Genomic DNA, 20,392 nt, shown 5'->3' on the forward strand with positions numbered 1-20,392 from the left:
CCTGACACGACCGCCATCAACCCGACGCCCGGCGCTTCAAAACCCGTCACGCTGCGCGTGATCTTCATCCTGAACGCGCTGAAAATTCTGCTGGCCTTTGGCTTCTTCGCCGCCTTCAAATTCTACGGGCTGCAGGTCGGAGAGCTGGCTGGCCCGCAAGCCGCCAACCTGATGCTCTATACGATGCTGGGCTATATGCTGACCTTTGCCTGCATCGTCGCGTCGATCCTAAAGCGCAGCATGATCGGTATCCGCGCCGCGATTGCCGTTGATTTTCTGGTCTCGATCCCGGCGACCGCAGTCATCGGCTTTATCATCGCGATCATCAGCATGGGCCTGACCTTCACCGCCCCTGTCCGCGCCTATTTCGCGTATCATGGTTAAGATCAGCCTCCGGCCCGCATGGTATGATGAGGCGCTGGGATTAATCGAAGAGACTCGCAACGCAGAAAGGGCGGCCCAATGAGTACCGAACAGGGGATTTCACCCGACTTCCCGTTTGACTCGAAATATGTCGAGGTGAACGGGCAGCGCATCCACTATGTCGATGAAGGCGAGGGCGCACCGGTTCTGTTTCTGCACGGCAATCCGACCTCATGCTATCTGTGGCGCAACATCATCCCCTATGCCGCGCGGCAGGGTCGCGCCATTGCGATGGACCTGATCGGCATGGGCAAATCGGACAAGCCGGACATCCCCTATCGTTTCGTCGATCACGTCCCCTTCGTGGACGGCTTTATCCAGGCGCTGGGGCTGCGGAACGTGACGCTCGTCATCCATGACTGGGGCTCGGCGTTGGGGTTTCACTATGCCCACCGCAACCCTGAGAACATCCGCGGCATCGCGTTCATGGAGGGCATCATCCGCCCGATGAGCTGGGCCAGGTTCCTGCCCGACTTCCGTACCGGGTTTCGCATGATGCGGACGCCGGGTCTGGGGTGGCTGATGATCTCGGGCCTGAACATGTTCGTCGAGAAGATCCTGCCAAGCGCCATTCTGCGCGACCTGACCCCGGCAGAGATGGACCACTACCGCGCGCCCTACCCCACCGCGCGCAGCCGCAAGCCGCTTCGGGTCTGGCCCTGCGAGATTCCGATCGACGGAACGCCAGCGGATGTTCATGACATCGTCACTGGCTACAGCCGCTGGCTGGGTGAAACCCAAACCCCGATGCTGATGTTCCACGCCACGCCCGGAGGCACCATCGGGCCAAAAGAGGTCAATTGGTGCCGCCAAACCATCCAGAATCTCGACGTGGTGGATATCGGCAAAGGCATCCATTTCCTGCAGGAAGATAACCCCCATCTGATCGGAGAAAAGCTGGAGGACTGGCTGACGCGACTGCCCGCGTGACCCTGTCCTGTCATGTTTAGCGGCTGAACCGTATACATAAATCGGATTTCCTGATTTTATGCTTTGACGATCGCCCAACGCGTTCAAAGGCCAAGCACCGGAGGGAAAACCTGTTGAATCTGACGATCTCCATACCCTTGATTCTGGCGGCTGTCCTGCCCGCCTTTCTGGACCGGTGCTCTGGCCCCGATACCAGCGTCGCCTTGGGCGTATTGGCGCGCGACCGGGTGGCTCTGACCGCGACGGCCAGCGAAATCGTCGTCGATTTGCCGGTGGCCGAGGGCGCTGTTGTCAAGGCAGGCGACACGCTGGTTCAGCTTGACCCCACCCTGCAAAGCGCAAAGCTGGCCCTGGCGCAGGCTGAACTGGAAAAGGCGCAGGCCACGCTACTGAAACTGCAGGTGGGCCCGCGCGAGGAAGAGATTGCGATTGCCGAGGCCAAGGTTGCAGGCGCTGTTGCGCGTCTTGCCGATGCCGAGGCCATCTATGACCGAAACGCCAGATTGGTCGAAAACTCGGTCGTGACCGAGGCGCAAGTGGCAAATGATCTGGCCCTGCGCGATTCCGCGCGCGCTGAACTGGCCAGCGCTCAGGAGTCCTTGAAAGAGCTACAAAACGGCACACGCCCCGAAGACCTTGCGGTTGCCGAGGCCAATGTGCGGGCGGCAGAAGCCTCGGTCGCCGCCGAACAGACCGTGCTGGACGATTTGACGGTCACGGCCACCCGCGACGGCGTGTTGGATTCCCTGCCGTGGAATTTGGGCGAACGCGTGACATCCGGCAGCCCGGTTGCCGTGATGGTCACGGGCCAGACGCCATACGCGCGCGTCTACGTGCCCGAGCCGCATCGCGTCAATCTGAAACCCGGCGACACGCTGGACGTGCGCGTGGACGGGCTGGCCGATCCGCTGGACGGCGTGATCCGCTGGATCAGCGATGACGCCTCGTTCACGCCCTACTACGGGTTGAATCAGGATGACCGGACCCGGCTTGTCTATCTGGCCGAGATTGACCTGCCCACCGCATCCCCGGACCTGCCCGCCGGAGTGCCCGTGCAGGTCCCCATGCCATGAATGATGTCGTCGTCTCGACGAAAGGTCTGACCCGGCGGTTCGGGGACAACACTGCCGTGAACAATCTGGACCTCGAAATCCGAACCGGCCAAATCTACGGCTTTCTCGGCCCCAACGGCTGCGGCAAGACCACGACCATGCGCATGCTGACGGGGTTGCTGACCCCCAGCAGCGGGGCGATCTCGGTTCTGGGTCAATCGATGCCCGAAGCGGCAGAGCCGCTGAAGAATGAGATCGGGTATATGACCCAGATCTTCTCGTATTACCGTGACCTGACCGTGCTGGAAAACCTGAGGTTCGCGGCCGAGATTTACGGCATTCCGGTGAAGTCGGCCAAGGATCGGATTGACGAGTTGCTGCGGACCTACGATCTGACGACGAATGTCCATCAACTCAGCGGCAGCATGAGCGGCGGACAACGACAGAAACTGGCCCTTGCCGCAACCGTCATGCATCGCCCGAAACTGCTGTTTCTGGACGAGCCGACCTCGGCCGTTGATCCCGAAACCCGCCGCACCTTTTGGGAGCAACTGTTCGATCTGGTCGATCAGGGCGCGACGATGATCGTGTCGACCCATTTCATGGACGAGGCCGAGCGCTGTCACCGGCTGGCCATCCTGCAGCACGGGGTGAAAAAGGCCGATGGCTCTCCGCGTCAGTTGATGGACGATCTGCAGGCCGACGTTGTCGAGGTTGAAGGGCCTGACTTGAGAAAGGTGAAACACGCGTTGGACGGTCAGCCCAAGATCCTGTCGACGGCGCAGGTCGGGTCGCGGCTGCGCGTGCTGGTGGACAAATCCGAACCTCAGCCGGTGGATATGCTGCGCGGCCAGCTTGCTGCGTTTGCCGACCTGTCGCTGACCCCGCAGCGACCAAATCTGGAAGACGTGTTCGTCAGTGCCACACGGGGGCCGGAACAGTGATCTCTCCTCGTCGTATCGCCGCTGTGCTGAAGAAAGAACTGCTGCAACTGCGGCGGGACCGGATGACCTTTGCCATGGTCATCATGATCCCGCTGATCCAATTGCTGCTGTTTGGTTATGCGATCAACACCAACCTGCGCCATGTGCCCGTGGCGGTGGTGGATCAGTCCGGAACGGAACTGTCCCGCACATTGGCGCAGATCGTTCAGGCCACGCAGGTCGTTACCGTCACCGAACAGCTGACCACCCCGCAAGAGGCCGAACGCGCGATCACCGAATCCCGCGTGCGCGCCGCGCTGATCATTCCGCCGGATGTCAGCCAGCGCCTTGCCCGCAGCCCGTCGGTCGGGCTGGGCCTGCCCAACGCAACCGACCAGACCAGCAGCCGACCGGTTGCCCATTGGATCGTCGATGGCTCGGACACGATGGTCGCCAGCGCGATCAAGTCCCTGCGCACGATGCCTTTGACAGAACTGCTGAGACAGCCACCAAACCGGCAAGTGCCCACGTTTGAGGTGACGCTTTATTTCAACCCCGAGCAGCGGTCGGCGGTCAATATCGTGCCGGGTCTTGTCGGTGTGATCCTGACCATGACAATGATCCTGTTCACCTCGGCCGCCATCGTCCGCGAACGCGAGCGGGGCAACATGGAGATGCTGATCAACACCCCGATCAAATCGATCGAACTGATGATCGGCAAGATCATCCCCTATATCTTTCTGGGTCTGATACAGGTCGCAATCATCCTCGGCCTCGGGCACGTGCTGTTCGATGTCCCGATAAACGGCGGGCTGGGTACTTTGCTGGTTGTGACGTTGCTGTTCATCATCGCCAGCCTGTCGCTGGGGCTGGTGATTTCCACGCTTGCGCAGAACCAGCTTCAGTCGATGCAGATGACCATCTTTGTCCTGCTGCCCTCGATCCTGATGTCGGGCTTCATGTTCCCCTTCGACGGCATGCCGCAACCGGTCCAGATGATTGCTCAGGTCCTGCCGGCGACCCATTTCATGGACATGATCCGCGGCGTGGTCCTGCGTGACGCGTCGCTGTATGAATTGCGGTGGGAAATCTTATGGATGATCGGGTTTGCCGTTTTCGGATTGTTGGCGGCTACCCTGAGGTTCAAGAAACGGTTGGGGTAAGTGGCGCGGCTTCACACCAAGTGGACAGGGCGAAGCGGCCCCGCGCCCAAAAAGAAATCACTTCTCACCTTGCGAAGGCTCAATGGCGTCGAGTGCTGTTATGATCTGCTCGGCATGGGATGTGTCGGCAAACAGGGTCCGGAACAAAGCGGCCAGAGGGTAGCCCGGCCAGGCTTCGTCCAAAAGCAGAACCGTCGCGCGGGCCTGTTCGAGTTCGCCCAACCGTTGATAGCTGGCGGCAAGATAGCCGATCGAGATCGCGCTGACCGGGTCCCCCAGCCTGATCGCCTCGTTGAACTGGTCCACGGACCCCTGAAAATCCTGCAGGTGATAGCTGGCCGATGCCAATACGCTGCGATAAGGGAACCTTCGGTCGGTGGTGTCGCTGTCCTGCGCGCGGCGGGCCGATGCGATGGCGCGCTCGAAATCGCCGCTGAACAATGCAATCAAAGCGTCGAAATTCGTGACGTGGATATCGTCCGGTGCCAGGCTGGCCGCGCGCGCAGACTGATCGAGCGCCGCGTCGAAATCACGGCTGGCAAAGGACACCATGGCAAGCGCCGAGTGGCTCCACCCCTGGTCCGACGCCAGTTCCAGCGCCGTGTTGGCATGTGATCTGGCGCGGTCCAGCAAAGCGCGCTTTTCGTCACCGGGCGGAGAGGTGATCGCCAGAATGCCCAACGCCTGCGCCGCGCCCGCATAGCCGCCGAAATACGTGTCATCCAACGCAATCGCCCGCTCGAACATACCGCTGACAGCCTGAAGCCGTTCACGATCAAGGGCCGGAAACATCAGCGGGCGCGCTTCGCTCACCAGATTGACCGCCTGCAATTTGGTTGGGTTGGTGGAAAACAGCGCTTCTCGGACAGCTTGTTGCTGTCTGCGGTCTTCGGAGGGCGCTGCGGCGTTTTGGGGGGGTGGCGACGTTCTGAAATAGAACACGCTTCCTGCGACAAGTGCCAGCGCCGCCAAAACTGCGGCGGCCAAATTCCAACGCGGCCGAGGGGGGCGGGTCGGAACCTGGCTCTGTTCAGACTGCAGCACCTCGAACCGGGGCACGTATCCGCCGGGGTCGATGTGGATACGCAGGCACTGATTTTTGCCCGAGTTCGAATAGTAATTGGCCAGTCTTCGGCGCATACGCCCGGCATCGACACGCACGACGGCCATCGGGTCCCCACCCGCGTTCAGTGAAATGCCGTACACATCCTCGGCAATGGACTTGGCGCGAATGTCCCCGGATTGGCCCGCCAACAGCTTTTCGACCACATAGCGCAGAAAGGACTGCAGCCGCTCGGCCCCGTCGAATTCCGGGCTGTCCAGAACGGCCTGCAAGGCCTGCCGAATCTCGGAATCCGGCGGGTCTTTCCGGCGCGGACCGGGGTCTGTTTCAGAATCTGGATGTGGTGACGACATCGCTTTGGCAGCTTTCCGGCGGGCCCTAAACCCCTGATAAATAACGTGTTACGTCGTAACATACGTTAAGATACCTGAATATGTAAGAGGCTTTCAGCGATACTGAACCGGAAAGGAGGGGGAAAATGCCCCGCCACCGGGGCCTTGTCAGGAATTCCCCATCAGGGGTGCGATATGGATGCGTTGTCGATGTTGTTTCCGGATCAGGCAAATGAAATCGGACGCCTGCGCAGCTCGGACACGGTGTTTGCCCAGATCTGTACCGATTACGAGAAACTGGCCGCGCTGCTGCCCTGCGATGCCAGCGCCCCGACCTACCCGGATTTGCACGACAGCCTTCGGGGGCTTGAAAGCGAAATCCGGCTTTATCTGGCGTCAAAGCCGACGCCCTCCGAACTCTGACCACGATACGAAAAGGCGATCTCAATGCTGGCCAATCTTCTGTTTTATGCCGGGCTGATCCTGTCGATGACCATCGGGTTCATGTATTTTCGTGATCTCGGCGATGTCAGCCAGATGGTCCTGAAGGTCAAGCGGAACAACATGATCCGCTTCATCCGCAATGAAAACACCTATCTCGCCGCCGGTCTCGGCGGGTTGGTCTTGCTGCTGATCGGTCACTGGATGGGCGGCGGCCCCGGCTGGCTGTTTTTCCTTGGCGTGCCTGCGGTGACCCTGCTGATCATCTTCCTGTTCGTGTTCCCCTGGGTCTGGGTTCATGTGGGATTGCGCAACCAGCAAAACAGCGCGCGCTATTATCCGATCTCTGAGGCGCGGAATTTCATCAACCCCTCTGCCAGCGTTTTGGTGATCGAAAACAACGGCCATGCACGGGCACATTCGGACGCGCAGCTGATGCGGCCGCATCTGGCCGGGGATGCCCAGGGGCTGGGTGGCGACGACATCGTGATGACCTATTGCGCCATGGCCAATCTGGGCCTGGCCTACAAACCGGTGATCGACGGCAAGCGGCTGGACCTGGAAGTGATGGCCCAGCACGGCAACAACCTGATCCTGCGCGACAACACCACCGGAGAGCCGATCCAGCAGATCTATGGCCATTTCGACAGCGATGCCTCGAAACAATCCGCAATGCAGCCCTGGCCAACCTTCCGGATGAGCTTTCGCGGGTTTCAGAAGGCCTATCCGAATGGCGAGGTTTTTCTGAACAAACCGTCTTCGAACCCGTTGCTCAGACTGTTCGATACGTTCACCGAAACCGTATTCTCCTCGGGCATCGCCAAACAGCATCAAGAGGCCGCGCCGGTGATGGACAACATGAGCCACAGCGATGACCGGTTGCCGAACAAGACCTATGTCTGGGGTGTAACCGTGGGCGACGACGCGGTGTGCTGGACCGATGATTTCATTGCCGAAAACCACGGGCTGATCAACGCCACGGTCGGCGGCCGTGATGTCGTGGTATCTTACGACCCGGCCTATGAAAGCGTCGGCGTCTGGTACAATGACAGCGGCGCGCCCGTTAGGGAAATTGACTTTTTCGGCCATGCAGATTGCGGAACGCTCAGCCGCGTTGAAACCCTGCGATCGGGGATGTTCTGGCATGTCTGGGTCGAGTTCTTTCCCGGCACCGATATCAACCGCAAAACCGATCCCGATCCCGCAACGGAACCGACCCAACAAGGAGCTCCGAAATGAAAAACCTGTCTGGCCTGTCGGCGCTCATGTGTCTTGCGGTTACGTCCGCGACCGCTCAGGAAAGTCCCATCATCCATGATGCCGAGTATTATATTCTCGAGGCCCAGAACGCCGACCAATGGGCGGCGGACAATGCCGAGGTCGACCAGCTGCTCGACGCCTTCCGCCGCTCGAACGGGGGCAAGCCGCCCAACATCCTCAATATCCTGATCGACGATATCGGCTTTGGCGATCTGGGGATACCGGAACTGAATGCCGTGCGTGGGTATTCGACCCCGCACATAAACGCCTTTTCCGACGAGGCGATGCGGATGGTGCGCATGTATACCGAGCCCTCCTGCACCCCCACGCGGGTTGCGATGATGACCGGGCGGCTGCCGGTGCGTATGGGCATGGGCGACACCACCGTCGACATCGCAGGGTTCGGATTGCCAGCGGATGAGGTGACACTGGCCGAGGTCCTGTCGGACGCGGGCTATGCAACCGCCCACGTCGGCAAATGGCACATGGGCGACATCCCCGAGGCCTGGCCCCACAATCAGGGGTTCGACTGGGCAGGTTTCCCGGTGCATCAGCAGGGCCAGCTGACAATCTACAATGATGACGCGATCAAGGAACAGGTCTCGGTCGGAATATCGGATTTCGACGACCGGTTCATTCTGGACGATTTCTTTCGCCCCGACCCTGCCGCCATGGTCACCGGGCTGGAGGCCGAACGGGGCGGCACTGCGCGCGAGGTCGAGATGACCGCAGGCGAACGGTGGACGGCCGAAAAATATGACGACATGAACAAGCGCTATCAGGATCAGACGCTTGAAAAACTGCGGGAACTGGCGGGCGGGGACAAACCCTTTTTCCTGCAATACTGGCCCCTGATCCCGCTGGACAATACCCGCGCGGGCCGGGGCGGGCCGCAATCGCCAAACGGCGGGCTTTATGTCGACAAGATGCAACTGCTCGATAGCTGGCTGGGTGACATCTTCAACGAAATGGACGCGCTTGGCCTGACCGAAAACACCATCGTCATCGTCATGGGCGACAATGGCCACTTTACCAAATACTCGCCGCAATCGGGTTTCACACCGATGGTGTTCGCGGGCGGCAAGGGTGACGTGTCCGAGGGCGGTATCCGGGTCGACAGTTTCATCCGCTGGCCCGGAATGATCGAAGCCGACGGCATCGTCGGCGATATCGTCCACGTGTCCGACCTGTATACAACGCTGGCCCGCTTTGCCGGGGCCGAGGCCGGTATCCCCCGGGACAGACTGGTCGATGGCGTCGATCAGTCAGCGCTGCTGCTTTTGGGTGAAACAAAAGGGCGGCGGGATCACCTGATCGTTTATTCCGTCCACACCCCCCGGGCGATCATCAAGGATCAGCTCAAGCTGCGCATTCCAGGCTCCGGTGAAAGCGCGATCCTTGCGGATTTCTTCGATGTTTACCGCGACACGCATGAAAAATACCCGGTCTCTACCGAGGTCGGGGCCTGGGGCGGTCAGGAATTCGTGCGCATTCTCGGGCGTCACCTGAAGCGCAAGGAAAAATACCCCGATACCGAACCTGCGCGCGGCGTTCCCTATGAAGGCATCGAAAACCTGCGCCCGGAAACCGAGGCCGCTGTCGAGGCCTTCCTGCTCAAGCAATCCTCGGTCAGCAAATGACCGCAGCACGCCGCGTCGGCACCCCCGATAACCGGATTTCGCCGGACCACACGCAAGGAGATTGACACATGGCCCTAAGATCAGCCCCCTGCGCCGCAGGCACCATTGCCCTGTCCTGCCTGCTGGCCTGCGGCGCGTCAGCCCAATCGCTGCCCGCGCCGGGGCAGGCGGATGACGGTTGGCGGCAAAGCTTTGGCCTTTATCTGTTCACGCCGCTCAGAACCACGGGCACATCGACCGTGGCGGGCGTTTCAGCCGATCTGGACCTTGATCTCGGCGATGTGCTGAACGTCCTCGATTTCGCCGCCGCCGGGCGGTTCGAGGCATGGAACGGGGATCTGGGGATCATCGTCGATGCCAACTACGTGGGCATCGGAGAGGATACGACCCTGCCCGGTCCCCGCAGCTCGGCCGTGGATATAGATGTGCGCCAGAAATGGTTCGCGGTCATGGGGGCCTACCGCGTCGCGAACGGAACCTACGGCACCGGGAACCAGCGCTACAGCGTCGATCTTCAGGGGGGCATCCGCTACAACTCGATCCGGCAAGAGATCAAGTTCACCACCCCGGGCCCGACGACCCCACCCACGCTGGGCGGCGACGAGGGCTGGATCGAGCCGGTCGTCGGCGCCCGCGGCATGTGGCGGCTGAACGAGCGCTGGACAACCATCGCCTCGGTGGACCTCGGCGGTTTTGGAGCCGGGGGCAATGACCTGCAGATCGGCGCGAATATCGGCTTCGACTATCAGCCCTGGGACAGAACCGCGCTTACCTTCGGCTACCGGTTTTTCAGCGTCGATTACAGCGACACGCTGAGCACCGGCGAGTTTGCCTATGATGTCACGCAGCACGGGCCGTATTTTGGACTGAAGATATTCTTCAACTAGCGTGTAACCCCTTATCTGCGACCGATCTGACGGCCAAGGATCGGAGCTGATACCCGCTGCTGCCCCGACCCATCCACCTTCTCACCAAGTGGGGATGTCATTTCGCGGAACCACGCCCGGAAAGGTGGGTGGTTCGGCCAACTGGCGGCTGCTCTTTCGGTTCGAATCGCACCGGGATGTCATGCACGGTTTTCGGGTGATTCCTGTGGGATACGGGCCCTGGGGTTCTGATCTGAGCAGGGGTTACGATCATAAGGCAACGGGCTTTGGCGCGCGTTTTGCCCCATGTTGCCCCAAAATGCGGCATCCGTCTGACTTGGCCTGAGGCGGGTTGTCGCGTACCCCAGCTAAATCCGCGCACTTTAATCCAGATCAAATCGCCGCCCCATGGCCCTCCCTATGGTCCGCCATGCCGGTCCCCGGCCATGCCGAGAAGACCGGACTAGCGAAAAAGGGGCTTTTAAATGACAACCAAAGCCAGAACATGGTTCTCGGCGCTGTCGACAGTTTCGTTGCTGACGATGGGTGCCGCTTACCCGGTTCACCAGGCCCAGGCAGAGCAGCCGGGCCCGGTAGAAGCCATTGAGTTCGACCCTGCCAAGGCGGCACTTGGCAAACGACTTTTCTTTGATCCGCGACTGTCGGGCGACGGAGAGCTGGCCTGCGCCAGCTGCCACCAGCCGGAAAACGGGTTTACCGACGGGCAGGCCCTGTCGGATGCCTATACGGGCAACCTGCATTTCCGCAACGTGCCGACGCTGATCAACAGCGCCAAGCGCAACGCGTGGTTCCATGACGGGCGCATAGGCACCAACCTCAACGACGTGACCCGCGAAAGCATCACCGAGACCTATTCCATGAACATGGACATGCGGATGATGCAGGAACGCATCAAGCAGGACCCGGTCTATGTCGAGATGTTCGAAGCCGCCGGATTTGGCGAGCCGTCGAATGGCGGCGTGCGTAATGCGATCCCGGAATATCTGAAAACCCTGATATCGCGCGGGGCACCGTTTGATTCAGGCGAGATGTCGGACGAGGCCAAGGCAGGGTACGAGCTGTTCAATGCCAGCGGCTGTAACTCCTGCCATTCGGGTGAGCGGTTCACCGATGACCTGCCGCACAATATCGGCGTTGGCGACAACCCCGATATCTGGGCGGAACCGACACGGCACATCACCTTCGTGACGATGATGAAGTTCCTCGGCGTCGAGAATTACATGAACCTGCGTGCTGATCCCGGTGCCTATATCCGCACCCACACCGCCGACACCTTCGGCACCTTCATGACCCCCACGTTGCGCGAGCTGACCTATACGGCGCCGTATATGCACAACGGCACGATGGAAACGCTCGAAGACGTGGTGTCCTTCTACAACGCCGGTGGCGGTGATGACGAAAACAAGGATCCGCGCATCAAGCCGCTTGGCCTTTCCGAGACCGAACAAGCACAGCTGGTGGCCTTCCTGAAGGCACTGTCCGGCGAGCTGCTGACCGGTCCTGACTTCGTCGCCGAGGAAATCGATACGGACTATGCGCCGATCGAGAACTGGCGCGAAACGACAAACTGAGGAGTGGACCCATGAAAGACCTTAAGTCTTACCTTTCAGGCACAATCGCCACCGCTGCCTTGTTTGCCGCCATCGGTTCGCAAGCGTTTGCTGCGGACAGTATGGAAATTGAGGCCGGTATCGGCGGGGCAGACCCCGACCCCGATGCGCCGCTGGTGGCGCTGGGCGAGCCGCCCATCCCGCTGGACAACCCGCAGACCGAGGCCAAAATCGAACTGGGCAAGATGCTGTTCTTCGATCCGCGTCTGGGCGGGAATGAAACGACGCCCTGTTCGGCCTGTCACCTGCCCGATGTGGGCTGGGACGTCGAGGCACCGATTTCGTTCGGCTATCCCGGCACGACCCACTGGCGCAACAGCCAGACGGTTGTGAACTCGGCCTATTACGGCAAACTGTTCTGGGCAGGCTCATCGAAAAGCCTTGAAAGTCAGGCCAAATCCGCCGCAAGCGGTGCGGTTGCCGGCAACGGCGAATCCGACATGATGGAGGCGCGACTGGCCTTCGTTCCCGAATATGTCGAACGCTTTAACGATGTCTTCGGCGATCAGTGGCCGCGCATCGGCAACGCATGGCGGGCCATCGCTGCGTTTGAACGGACCATCGTTCAGACCGACACGCCCTTCGACAACTACCTGCGTGGGGATGATGCGGCGCTGAGCGACGAACAGAAACGCGGGCTGGAGCTGTTCACCGGCAAGGCGCAATGTTCCGAATGCCACAACGGCGCGCTGCTGTCGGATGAGAAATACTACAACACCGGCGTTCCGCCCTATAGTGGCTGGGAAGATGACGGTCTGGCGCAGATCACCTTCCGGTACGAGCTTTATTCCAAAGGCTCGACCGAGGATTTCTATCGCCACACCAAGGACGACCCCGGCTTCTATTTCCGCACCAAGGAAAAGGCCGATCTGGGCAAGTTCCGCACGCCTTCGTTGCGCTACACCCTCTACACCGAACCCTACATGCATAACGGCATGCTGGAGACGCTCGAGGATGTGGTCGAATTCTACAATCAGGGCGGCGGCGAGAATGAATTCGCAGCAACCAAATCCCCACTGATCCAGCCGCTTGGCCTGAATGATCAGGAAAAGGCGGATCTGGTGGCCTTCCTGAAATCCCTGTCCGGTGACGAGATTCTGGTCGAAGAACCTGATCTGCCGGATTACCAGCCGCTTCCCGCGGCAGCAGAGGAGTAAGCGTCATGAAAGATCATAACGCAACCGGATGCAGTTGTACGGGTGAGGCCAAGAAGGCCTGCACCGTGAACCGCCGCCAGTTCCTGTTCGCCTCGGGCGCAACAACCTTTGCCGTGATGGTGGCCATGCCCACCCGCCACGGTCAGGCCGAACAGGTTCCTGCCCTTGTGTCCACCTATCCGCGCAAGCTGATCGGCAAACTGTCCGAACTGGAACAGGATGTGCCCGTAGAGTTCTATTACCCCGATGAGGGTGACTATTCGGACTCGATCCTTGTGAAAACCGGCGTGGAAAGCGGCGGCGGCATCGGCCCGCAAAAGGATGTTGTGGCCTTCAACCTCACCTGCACCCACCAGGGCGGGTCGATGTATGACAGCTACAAGCCTGAACATAAGGTGCTGGGCCCGTGCCCGCTGCACCTGTCCACCTATGACGTGACACGGCACGGCATCCTCGTCTCGGGGCAGGCCTATCAGTCGCTGCCGCAGGTCCTTTTGGAACTGGACGGTGATGACATCTACGCCGTTGGCATGTTCGGCCTGATCTACGGCCGCTACGACAACCTGATTGCATAAGGGGAAACGGAAACATGGCAACCCCGTATTACGTACCCGAAACCAACGTCCCGCTGCCGCCCAAAGGCGCCGAGGTCATCTCGACCGCCTGCGACTATTGCATTGTGGCCTGTGGTTACAAAGTCTACCGCTGGCCCGTGACGGCCAAACCCGGTGGCCCCACCGCGGACGAAAACGCCTTTGGCGAGGATTTCCCCGTTGCACCTTTGGGTGCATGGGTCGCGCCGAACCAGCACAATATCGTTCTGCACAAAGGCCAACCGCACCATGTGGTGATCATTCCTGACAAGGACACGCAATACGTCAACACCGACGGCGACAGTTCCTTACGGGGCGGGTGTATCGCGCAGAAATGCTATAACCCGCAGACACCGACACGCGACCGTCTGAAGACACCGCTGATGCGGATCTATGGCACGCTGATGCCGGTTCCGTGGGATCTGGCGCTGGATGTGGCGGCTGAGGTGGGCAACCACGTCATCGCCAAGCACGGCACCAATGCCTATGGCGTGAAAACCTTCAGCTATCAGTATATCGAGAACACCTATGCGATCTCGAAATACGCGCTGCGCCATATCAACACCGCGAACTTCACCTTCCACGACACGCCGTCCGACGTGACCTCGACCCCCGGTTTCCGGGATGCGGGTTTCGACAACTTTGGTCCGTCTTATGAAGACTGGCGGGATGCGGAAACCCTTCTGGTCTGCGGCACTGACCCGTATGAGACCAAGACCATCCTCTATACCCAGTGGATGATGAAGGGGATGCAGAACGGTCAGAAGGAAATCTACCTGATCCCGCGCCGGTCTGCCGGTGTGGCCCATGCCGAGAAGATGGGTGGCCTGCATATCGACGTTCTGCCCGGCACCGACCTGCTGGTTGTCAATGCCATTGCCCGCGTCATCGTGGAAAATGGCTGGGAAGACAGCGACTGGATCAAGAAATGGGTCAACAACAAGTGGGAAAGCTCGTCCGGCTTCGGTCAGGGCACCCGGAACACGCCATGGCAGTGGCGCACAACCTGGGGCAAGTTCCAGACCAAAGGCTTTGAAGACTGGAAAGAGTGGCTGCTGTCGCAGGACGAGTTCTCGCCCGAGAACGCAGCCGCCATGGCCGAAATCGACGTGCAGAAAATCTATACTGCCGCCGAATGGCTGGCCAAACCCAAGGCAGATGGCACCCGGCCCAAAACCTCGGTCATGATCGAGAAAGGGTTCTACTGGTCCAACAACACGGGCAACACACAGGCGATTTCCGCTCTGGGCATCATCTGTGGCTGTGGCGGCCGTCCGGGTCAGGTCATTGGCCGGGCCGGTGGTCACCAGCGGGGCGGCGTGAAGGGCGGGAAATACCCGCGCAACAAATCGCCCGAGAAACTGCCCGGTCGCCGTCGCCGCGCCATGGATACCGACCGGTATCTGATCGCAGGTCATACCCGTATGGCCCACGTGATCGGCACCACATGGATCCAATCCATGTGCGGCAGCCAGCAACTGGCCGACAAGTTCGAGGAACTGACCGTCCGCAACCCGCACCAGATCGCCAGCTTCGATAAGCAAGAGATGATCGATACGCTGAAGGCCCGTGCCGACAGCGGCGGCATGGTGGTGATCAATCAGGACATCTATCTGCAGGACCCGATCGGCAACCGTTACGCCGACATCGTGTTCCCCGCAGCGACCTGGGGCGAAGAGGATTTCTTACGCGCCAACGGCGAACGCCGCCTGCGCCTGTACCAGAAGTTCTATGATGCGCCGGGTGCAGCGAAACCTGACTGGTGGATCATAGCGCAACTGGCACAGCGGATGGGCTTTGACGGGTTCGATTGGCAGAGCTCAAACGAAGTCGCGGAAGAGGCCGTGCGCTTTACCCGCGGGTCGCGCAAGGACTTCCACGCGGTGCATCGTCTGGCCAAGAAAGAGGGCAAGACCCTGCACCAGAAGGTCCGTGAGTTCGGCACCGACGGTGTGCAATGCCCGGTCATGCTGGATGCCGATGGCGTCACGCTGATTGAAACCAAGCGTCTGCACGACACAACCCGCGAACTGCCCGATACCGGTGCGGCTGGTGCGGATGTGTTCAACAAGAAGCTGACGCATTTCAACAGTCAGACCGGCAAGTGCAACATTCAGAAATCGCCGTGGAATCTGTTCTCGGACTATTGGGAATGGCTGAAACCCAACAAGGACGAAGGCGAGCTTTGGGCGACCTCGGGTCGGATCAACGAACGCTGGCAGTCCGGTTTCGACGACCGCCGCCGCCCGTATATCGTGCAGCGCTGGCCGGAAAACTGGGTCGAAATCCACCCCGATGATGCGGCTGAACGCGGCATCGAAAGCGGCGACTATGTGATGGTCTATTCGGAACGTGTTCCGGGCAACAAGACCACGCTGCTGGGTGTGGAAGGCGATGACTTCCAGTTCTCGAAACTGATGGAGAACGGGCATATCGAACTGACCAAAGCGGCGATCACCGCCGTGGCCATGGTCACGCCCGCCATCAAGAAAAGCGTGGTTTACATGGACTTCCTGCACATGCAGCAGCCCGCGAACGCGCTTGAGGGCCGGATCGTCGACTGGATCAGCGGCAACTACAACTACAAGATGGGCGTTGCCAAGCTGCGGAAACTGGGGCCGAGCCCCTACAAGACCTCGTTCCGCACGATGTCCTTCGCACCGCGCGATATCGCCTGATGTCTTTCCGGGGGGCGGTCGCCATGCCGCCCCTCGGGTCTGGTCCCACTGCAGAAAGGACCACATGGAAGGCAGGCTTCGGTTGGGAAACCTGTCTTCCACTTTCACCCAACCTGTCCCAACGCAAAACATGGCAGACCCGATATGAACATGCATTCCGATACCGCCCTGCGTGATGAGGCCACCAGCCTGTTCGCTGACTACGCAAAATCCGACTATGACGTGATCCGCCTGCGCGCCATTCAGGCCCTGACGGCGATAGGTGCCGCCAACAGCCCCGCACTGGTCGAGGCGCTGCTGGACGATGACGAAGACGTGCGCCAAGACGCAGCACAGGCGTTGGGCGCGCTGGGTGTGCAGGACGCAGCACCGCAACTGCTGGAAAACCTGATCCACGACCCTTGCGGCGAGGTCAAACTGGCCTGCGTCACCGCTCTGGCCGAGTTGAAATCCGAAGACGCCGCGCCCTATTTGCGCACCCTTGTCACCGGACGCGGCGAGGACATCACATGGGACGAGGACGAGCTGCACCAGGACGAATGGGACGACTGGCTGGACACCCAGATCGCCGCCATCAAGGCGCTGGGGCGCATGGGCGACGCGGCCGCGATCGAACCCATCATCATGGCCCTGATGGACGAAGACGGGCAAGAGCTGGGCGATGTGGCTTGCGAAGCGCTGGGCCGGATCGGCCAGCCCGCCGTACCGACGCTGGGCGTATTCACCCAATCCCAAAACCGCCGCCTGCGCCACCGTGCCCTGCGCACGCTGGCCACCATCGGCGGGGCCGAGGCCGAAGCGATCCTGCGCAAAGCCACCACCGACAAGGACGGGGCCGTGCGCCTGATCGCCTATGAGGCGCTGATGCCAAGCGACCCCGCGCTGGTCGAACAGGCCCTGACGGATGCGGTCGAGGATATTCGCATCGCCGCGCTGACCCAATCCGGCTTTTCCGAACCCGAACTGCTGGACCGCATGATGCGCGACCCCGGAGCCAAGGTGCAACTGGCGCTGCTCGATCGGCTGGACCGCGACACGCCGATCACCGACCAAGAGGACCTGCGCTGGCAGGTACTGGATTTCCTGGCCACCGGCCAACAGCCCGAGGTATCCGCACAGGCGCTGGGCCTGCTGGCGGCGCTGGCCCCGGACCTTGTGGCGGATCGCCTGAACGCGCTGTTTTCGGTCGATGCGGACGACCTCAAGGCCGAGCGTATCCAATGGGCCATCGTCGACGCGCTGGCGACCTCGCCCCTGCGCGAGGCGGCGGAATGGCTGCAACGCGCCTGCCGCGCGCCGTTCCGGTCGGTGCGGCTCAAGGCCGTGGCCTCGCTGGCGATAATCGTCACCGGCACCGACCGCCCGCATGTGAACCAGCAGCAGGGCCGCGAATTGCTGCTGTCCTTCGCGCTGGCCCCGATGCCCGTGACCGCCGAGGAAACCCCCGAAGAAGAGGCCCCGCAAACCGACATCGCCGCGCTGGAAGAGGCCGGTCTGGATGTCTCGGACGGCGGTGAGAACGGCCCGACCTCCAGCCTCGGCGCGATCCTCGGTCACGACGCCATCGCCGCCGAGATGACGCAAGAGGCGCAAGAGGATGAGGTGCAACCGCTGACGCCGCGCGAACAGGCGCTGCTGGCCAAGGCCACCCGCCACCCCAAACGCCGCCGGGTGGCACTGGATGACAATGCCGAAGCGCTGGAGCGTGAAACCCGCCTCTCTGCCATCCGCCTGCTGGGCGAGGTGCCGGGCATGCAGATCATGCTGGCCCAGATCGCGCAGGACCCCGAGACCGAGATCGCGCAACAGGGCTTCTCGGCGCTGGCCGCCGCCGTCACCCGCAACGGTGTGGAATTGGAACACGACCAACTGGTGGACCTGATCACCAAGGGCCTGTCGCACACCGACTCGTCCCTTTCGCTGCAGGCGCTGAGGCTGCTGCAACAGGCCGATCTGCCGCCGCAGGACAGCCTGCGCGGCAAGCTGCGGGCGATGGTGAAAACCGGCGATACCGCCTTCCGCATCGACGCCATGCAGATCCTGACCCGCTGGGACGGCACGCCGGATGTCGCGCGCAGCCTGCTGGATGACGTCTCGGCCCCCGTGCGGCAGGCGGCCATGCGGCTCTTGTCGGAAACTGCGCCCGATCAGGCCGGTGCGGCCATCGTGCCCTTCCTGATGGCCAACCCCGAGCAGCGGATTGTGACCTATGTCAAGGACAGCGCGCCTGCGGTGGTGTCCATTGGCCGCCAATTGCTGACCGAACTGCGCGACGAAGACCGCCGCGCGCAATGGCCGGTGATGATCAGCGCATTGGCCGATCTGCTGGGGGGAACCTCTCGGGCGGCCTGAACCCCGGAGGGACAGATGAATACTTCGCTGAAACTGGCCGCAGCGATTCTGGCGGGTGCCATGACCTTTGGCCCCGCCGCACAAGCCGACGACATCCCCGAGGTCGCGGTGGTGCATCAGATCATCGACCTGAACGCCGACACCCCCGCTCATGCATTCCGGTTCGAACCCAAGTTCCTGCACGTCCCCGCCGGGGCAACCGTGCGCTTCAAGGGCTCGACCGGGCGGCATACCGTGACCGCCATCACCCGCATGATCCCCGTCGGGGCCCGCAGTTTCGAGATTCGCGGCAAGCCCGAGATGGATGTGACCTTCGAGAAAGAGGGAGTCTATGGCATCCGCTGCCGCGTGCATGGCCGCCATGGCATGGTCATGCTGCTGGTGGTCGGCGATCCGCGCTCGAACCTTGAAGAGGCCAAGGCCTATCTGCCCAAGCTGGGCGAGGCCGAACAGGCCGGTTTCGAAGAGTTGTTCGATCACCTGACCAAGGAAAATGGCTAGGCTACCTGCCCGAACAGCCCACCTGATTTTGCCATCTGCGGTCGCCCCTGCCCTGCCGAACCAAGGGCACCTGCACAAACCCGATTGACCTGCGGCTCAATCTGTCTCATATTTCTGTCATGACAGAAATCACGGACATATCCGACTCGACCGCCCGGGCGAAGTTCATCCTGTACTGGGGCGATATGGGCAGCCAGTGGGGTGTAAACCGCTCGGTCGCGCAGATCCATGCGCTCTTGTACCTCAGCGAGGCCCCCCTGAACGCCGAGCAAATCTCGAACGAGTTGGGCATTGCCCGCTCGAACGTGTCGAACTCGCTCAAGGAACTGGCCGGGTGGCGTCTGATCCACCGTGTCCCCGTCCACGGCGACCGGCGCGAGCATTTCGCGGCGGAAACCGATGTCTGGGACATGGCCCTGCTGATCGCCAAGGGCCGCAAAGAGCGCGAGATCGACCCCGCCATGCGCGCGCTCGACATCTGCGTCTCGCAGGCGGCGACCGAAACCGGCCTGTCCCCGGTCGTGCTGGAGCGGATGCAGAACATGCAGGAGTTTCTGAACACGGCGGACAAGTGGTCGGACCAGATGCTGTCAGTGCCGAAATCGAACCTGTCAGCGCTGATGAAGATGGGGGACAAAATCCTGTCGCTTCTCAAGATCGGGGGCAAGAAGGCCGGGCCGTAAAAAATTTTGCCCGGTCATTTCTCTCAATACAGAAATGTCAGTACGTAACGCATAAGGCGTCAGATGAAACAGATCAATTTCTCACCCCACTTGGCGCAAACCGACACCCGGTTTCGCGATCTGATCGGCCCAACCGCCTGGGCCGCCCTGCCGCGCCCGGTGCAGCACCGCTTTGGCCATTGCCTGACCCAAGGGGCCAGCGTGGTCTATCAGGGTCAGGTGGTGACGATGCGGATGACACGGGCGGGCCGCCTGTTGGCCCATCTGGCGCGGCTGGTGGGCGGCCCCCTGCCCTTTGACACCGCCTGTATCGGCCAGCCTGCGGTTGTCACCGTGACCGAGGACCGCGCCGGGCGCGGCCAGTTCTGGGTGCGCCAATACGGTCGCGCGGGCGGGTTCCCGCAGGTCATCCACAGCTCGAAACGGTTCGCCGGACCAACCGGGATCGAGGAATATATCGGCGCGGGCATCGGCATCGCCCTGCGGGTGCAGGCCGACCGCAGCGGCATCCGCTTTCTTAGCGACCACTACTTTGTGCAACTGGGTCGCCGCAAACTGCGCCTGCCCCGCTGGCTGGGCCCCGGCGCCCTGACCATCGCCCACACCGATCTGGGCGGCGGGCGGTTTCTGTTTTCACTCAGCCTGCGCAGCCCCCTGTTCGGAGAGTTGATCCGGCAGGACGCCATATTTCACGACGGATAGGA

At 61.3% G+C, this 20,392-nt stretch carries 18 protein-coding genes; 17 read left to right on the plus strand and 1 reads right to left on the minus strand.

The genetic code is table 11. The features are described 5' to 3' along the window. The 5 genes from ACR0NJ_RS19240 to ACR0NJ_RS19260 form a co-directional block, all read left to right on the plus strand. Nucleotides 1–384 (plus strand): hypothetical protein (locus ACR0NJ_RS19240; protein WP_480818713.1); only part of this gene is annotated, 384 nt, incomplete at its 5' end. A 78-nt stretch (nt 385–462) separates the two neighbouring features. Beyond that, entirely contained in the window at nt 463–1,353 is an 891-nt protein-coding gene (locus tag ACR0NJ_RS19245) for a haloalkane dehalogenase (protein ID WP_480818714.1), read from the plus strand. Between the two features lie 113 nt (nt 1,354–1,466). Beyond that, nucleotides 1,467–2,426 carry an HlyD family secretion protein gene (locus ACR0NJ_RS19250; RefSeq protein WP_480818715.1) on the plus strand — a complete coding sequence of 320 codons (960 nt, stop codon included), beginning with the start codon at nt 1,467–1,469 and terminating at the stop codon, nt 2,424–2,426. After that, nucleotides 2,423–3,349, plus strand: coding sequence for an ABC transporter ATP-binding protein (locus tag ACR0NJ_RS19255; protein WP_480818716.1), 927 nt, complete (start codon nt 2,423–2,425; stop codon nt 3,347–3,349). The genes ACR0NJ_RS19250 and ACR0NJ_RS19255 overlap by 4 nt, the downstream gene beginning before the upstream one ends. After that, nucleotides 3,346–4,491 (plus strand): ABC transporter permease, encoded by a 1,146-nt coding sequence (locus ACR0NJ_RS19260; protein WP_480818717.1) that lies wholly within the window; start codon nt 3,346–3,348, stop codon nt 4,489–4,491. Before ACR0NJ_RS19255 ends, ACR0NJ_RS19260 begins: the two co-directional genes overlap by 4 nt. 57 nt (nt 4,492–4,548) lie before the next feature. On the opposite strand, the gene ACR0NJ_RS19265 is transcribed toward ACR0NJ_RS19260, so the two are convergent. Beyond that, nucleotides 4,549–5,907, minus strand: a complete 1,359-nt coding sequence (locus ACR0NJ_RS19265; RefSeq protein WP_480818718.1) for a tetratricopeptide repeat protein — start codon at nt 5,905–5,907, stop codon at nt 4,549–4,551. Between the two features lie 174 nt (nt 5,908–6,081). Between ACR0NJ_RS19265 and ACR0NJ_RS19270 the strand changes: the two genes are divergently transcribed. From ACR0NJ_RS19270 to ACR0NJ_RS19325, 12 genes are all read left to right on the plus strand, one after another. Beyond that, nucleotides 6,082–6,309 carry a hypothetical protein gene (locus ACR0NJ_RS19270; protein WP_480818719.1) on the plus strand — a complete coding sequence of 76 codons (228 nt, stop codon included), beginning with the start codon at nt 6,082–6,084 and terminating at the stop codon, nt 6,307–6,309. Nucleotides 6,310–6,333: 24 nt separating this feature from the next. Then, nucleotides 6,334–7,566 carry a DUF3179 domain-containing (seleno)protein gene (locus tag ACR0NJ_RS19275; protein WP_480818720.1) on the plus strand — a complete coding sequence of 411 codons (1,233 nt, stop codon included), beginning with the start codon at nt 6,334–6,336 and terminating at the stop codon, nt 7,564–7,566. Further along, entirely contained in the window at nt 7,563–9,227 is a 1,665-nt protein-coding gene (locus tag ACR0NJ_RS19280; RefSeq protein ID WP_480818721.1) for a sulfatase-like hydrolase/transferase, read from the plus strand. Before ACR0NJ_RS19275 ends, ACR0NJ_RS19280 begins: the two co-directional genes overlap by 4 nt. 68 nt (nt 9,228–9,295) lie before the next feature. After that, nucleotides 9,296–10,114 (plus strand): hypothetical protein, encoded by an 819-nt coding sequence (locus ACR0NJ_RS19285; RefSeq protein ID WP_480818722.1) that lies wholly within the window; start codon nt 9,296–9,298, stop codon nt 10,112–10,114. A 464-nt stretch (nt 10,115–10,578) separates the two neighbouring features. Further along, entirely contained in the window at nt 10,579–11,685 is a 1,107-nt protein-coding gene (locus ACR0NJ_RS19290; protein WP_480818723.1) for a cytochrome-c peroxidase, read from the plus strand. 11 nt (nt 11,686–11,696) lie between these two features. Then, nucleotides 11,697–12,881, plus strand: coding sequence for a cytochrome-c peroxidase (locus ACR0NJ_RS19295; protein WP_480818724.1), 1,185 nt, complete (start codon nt 11,697–11,699; stop codon nt 12,879–12,881). Between the two features lie 5 nt (nt 12,882–12,886). Beyond that, nucleotides 12,887–13,456, plus strand: coding sequence for an arsenate reductase (azurin) small subunit (locus tag ACR0NJ_RS19300; protein WP_480532654.1), 570 nt, complete (start codon nt 12,887–12,889; stop codon nt 13,454–13,456). A 14-nt stretch (nt 13,457–13,470) separates the two neighbouring features. Continuing rightward, nucleotides 13,471–16,152 (plus strand): arsenate reductase (azurin) large subunit, encoded by a 2,682-nt coding sequence (locus ACR0NJ_RS19305; RefSeq protein ID WP_480818725.1) that lies wholly within the window; start codon nt 13,471–13,473, stop codon nt 16,150–16,152. Nucleotides 16,153–16,296: 144 nt separating this feature from the next. Next, entirely contained in the window at nt 16,297–18,504 is a 2,208-nt protein-coding gene (locus tag ACR0NJ_RS19310) for a HEAT repeat domain-containing protein (protein WP_480818726.1), read from the plus strand. A 15-nt stretch (nt 18,505–18,519) separates the two neighbouring features. Continuing rightward, the gene (locus tag ACR0NJ_RS19315; RefSeq protein WP_480818727.1) at nt 18,520–19,005 is read left to right on the plus strand and encodes a plastocyanin/azurin family copper-binding protein; all 486 of its coding nucleotides are present in this window, start codon (nt 18,520–18,522) and stop codon (nt 19,003–19,005) included. A 119-nt stretch (nt 19,006–19,124) separates the two neighbouring features. Further along, nucleotides 19,125–19,688 (plus strand): GbsR/MarR family transcriptional regulator, encoded by a 564-nt coding sequence (locus ACR0NJ_RS19320; RefSeq protein WP_480818728.1) that lies wholly within the window; start codon nt 19,125–19,127, stop codon nt 19,686–19,688. A 63-nt stretch (nt 19,689–19,751) separates the two neighbouring features. Next, nucleotides 19,752–20,390: a DUF4166 domain-containing protein gene (locus tag ACR0NJ_RS19325; RefSeq protein WP_480818729.1), complete on the plus strand. Its 639-nt coding sequence runs from the start codon at nt 19,752–19,754 to the stop codon at nt 20,388–20,390. The last annotated feature ends 2 nt before the right edge of the window (nt 20,391–20,392 follow it).

The sequence above is a fragment of the Ruegeria sp. F11 genome (assembly GCF_056533855.1).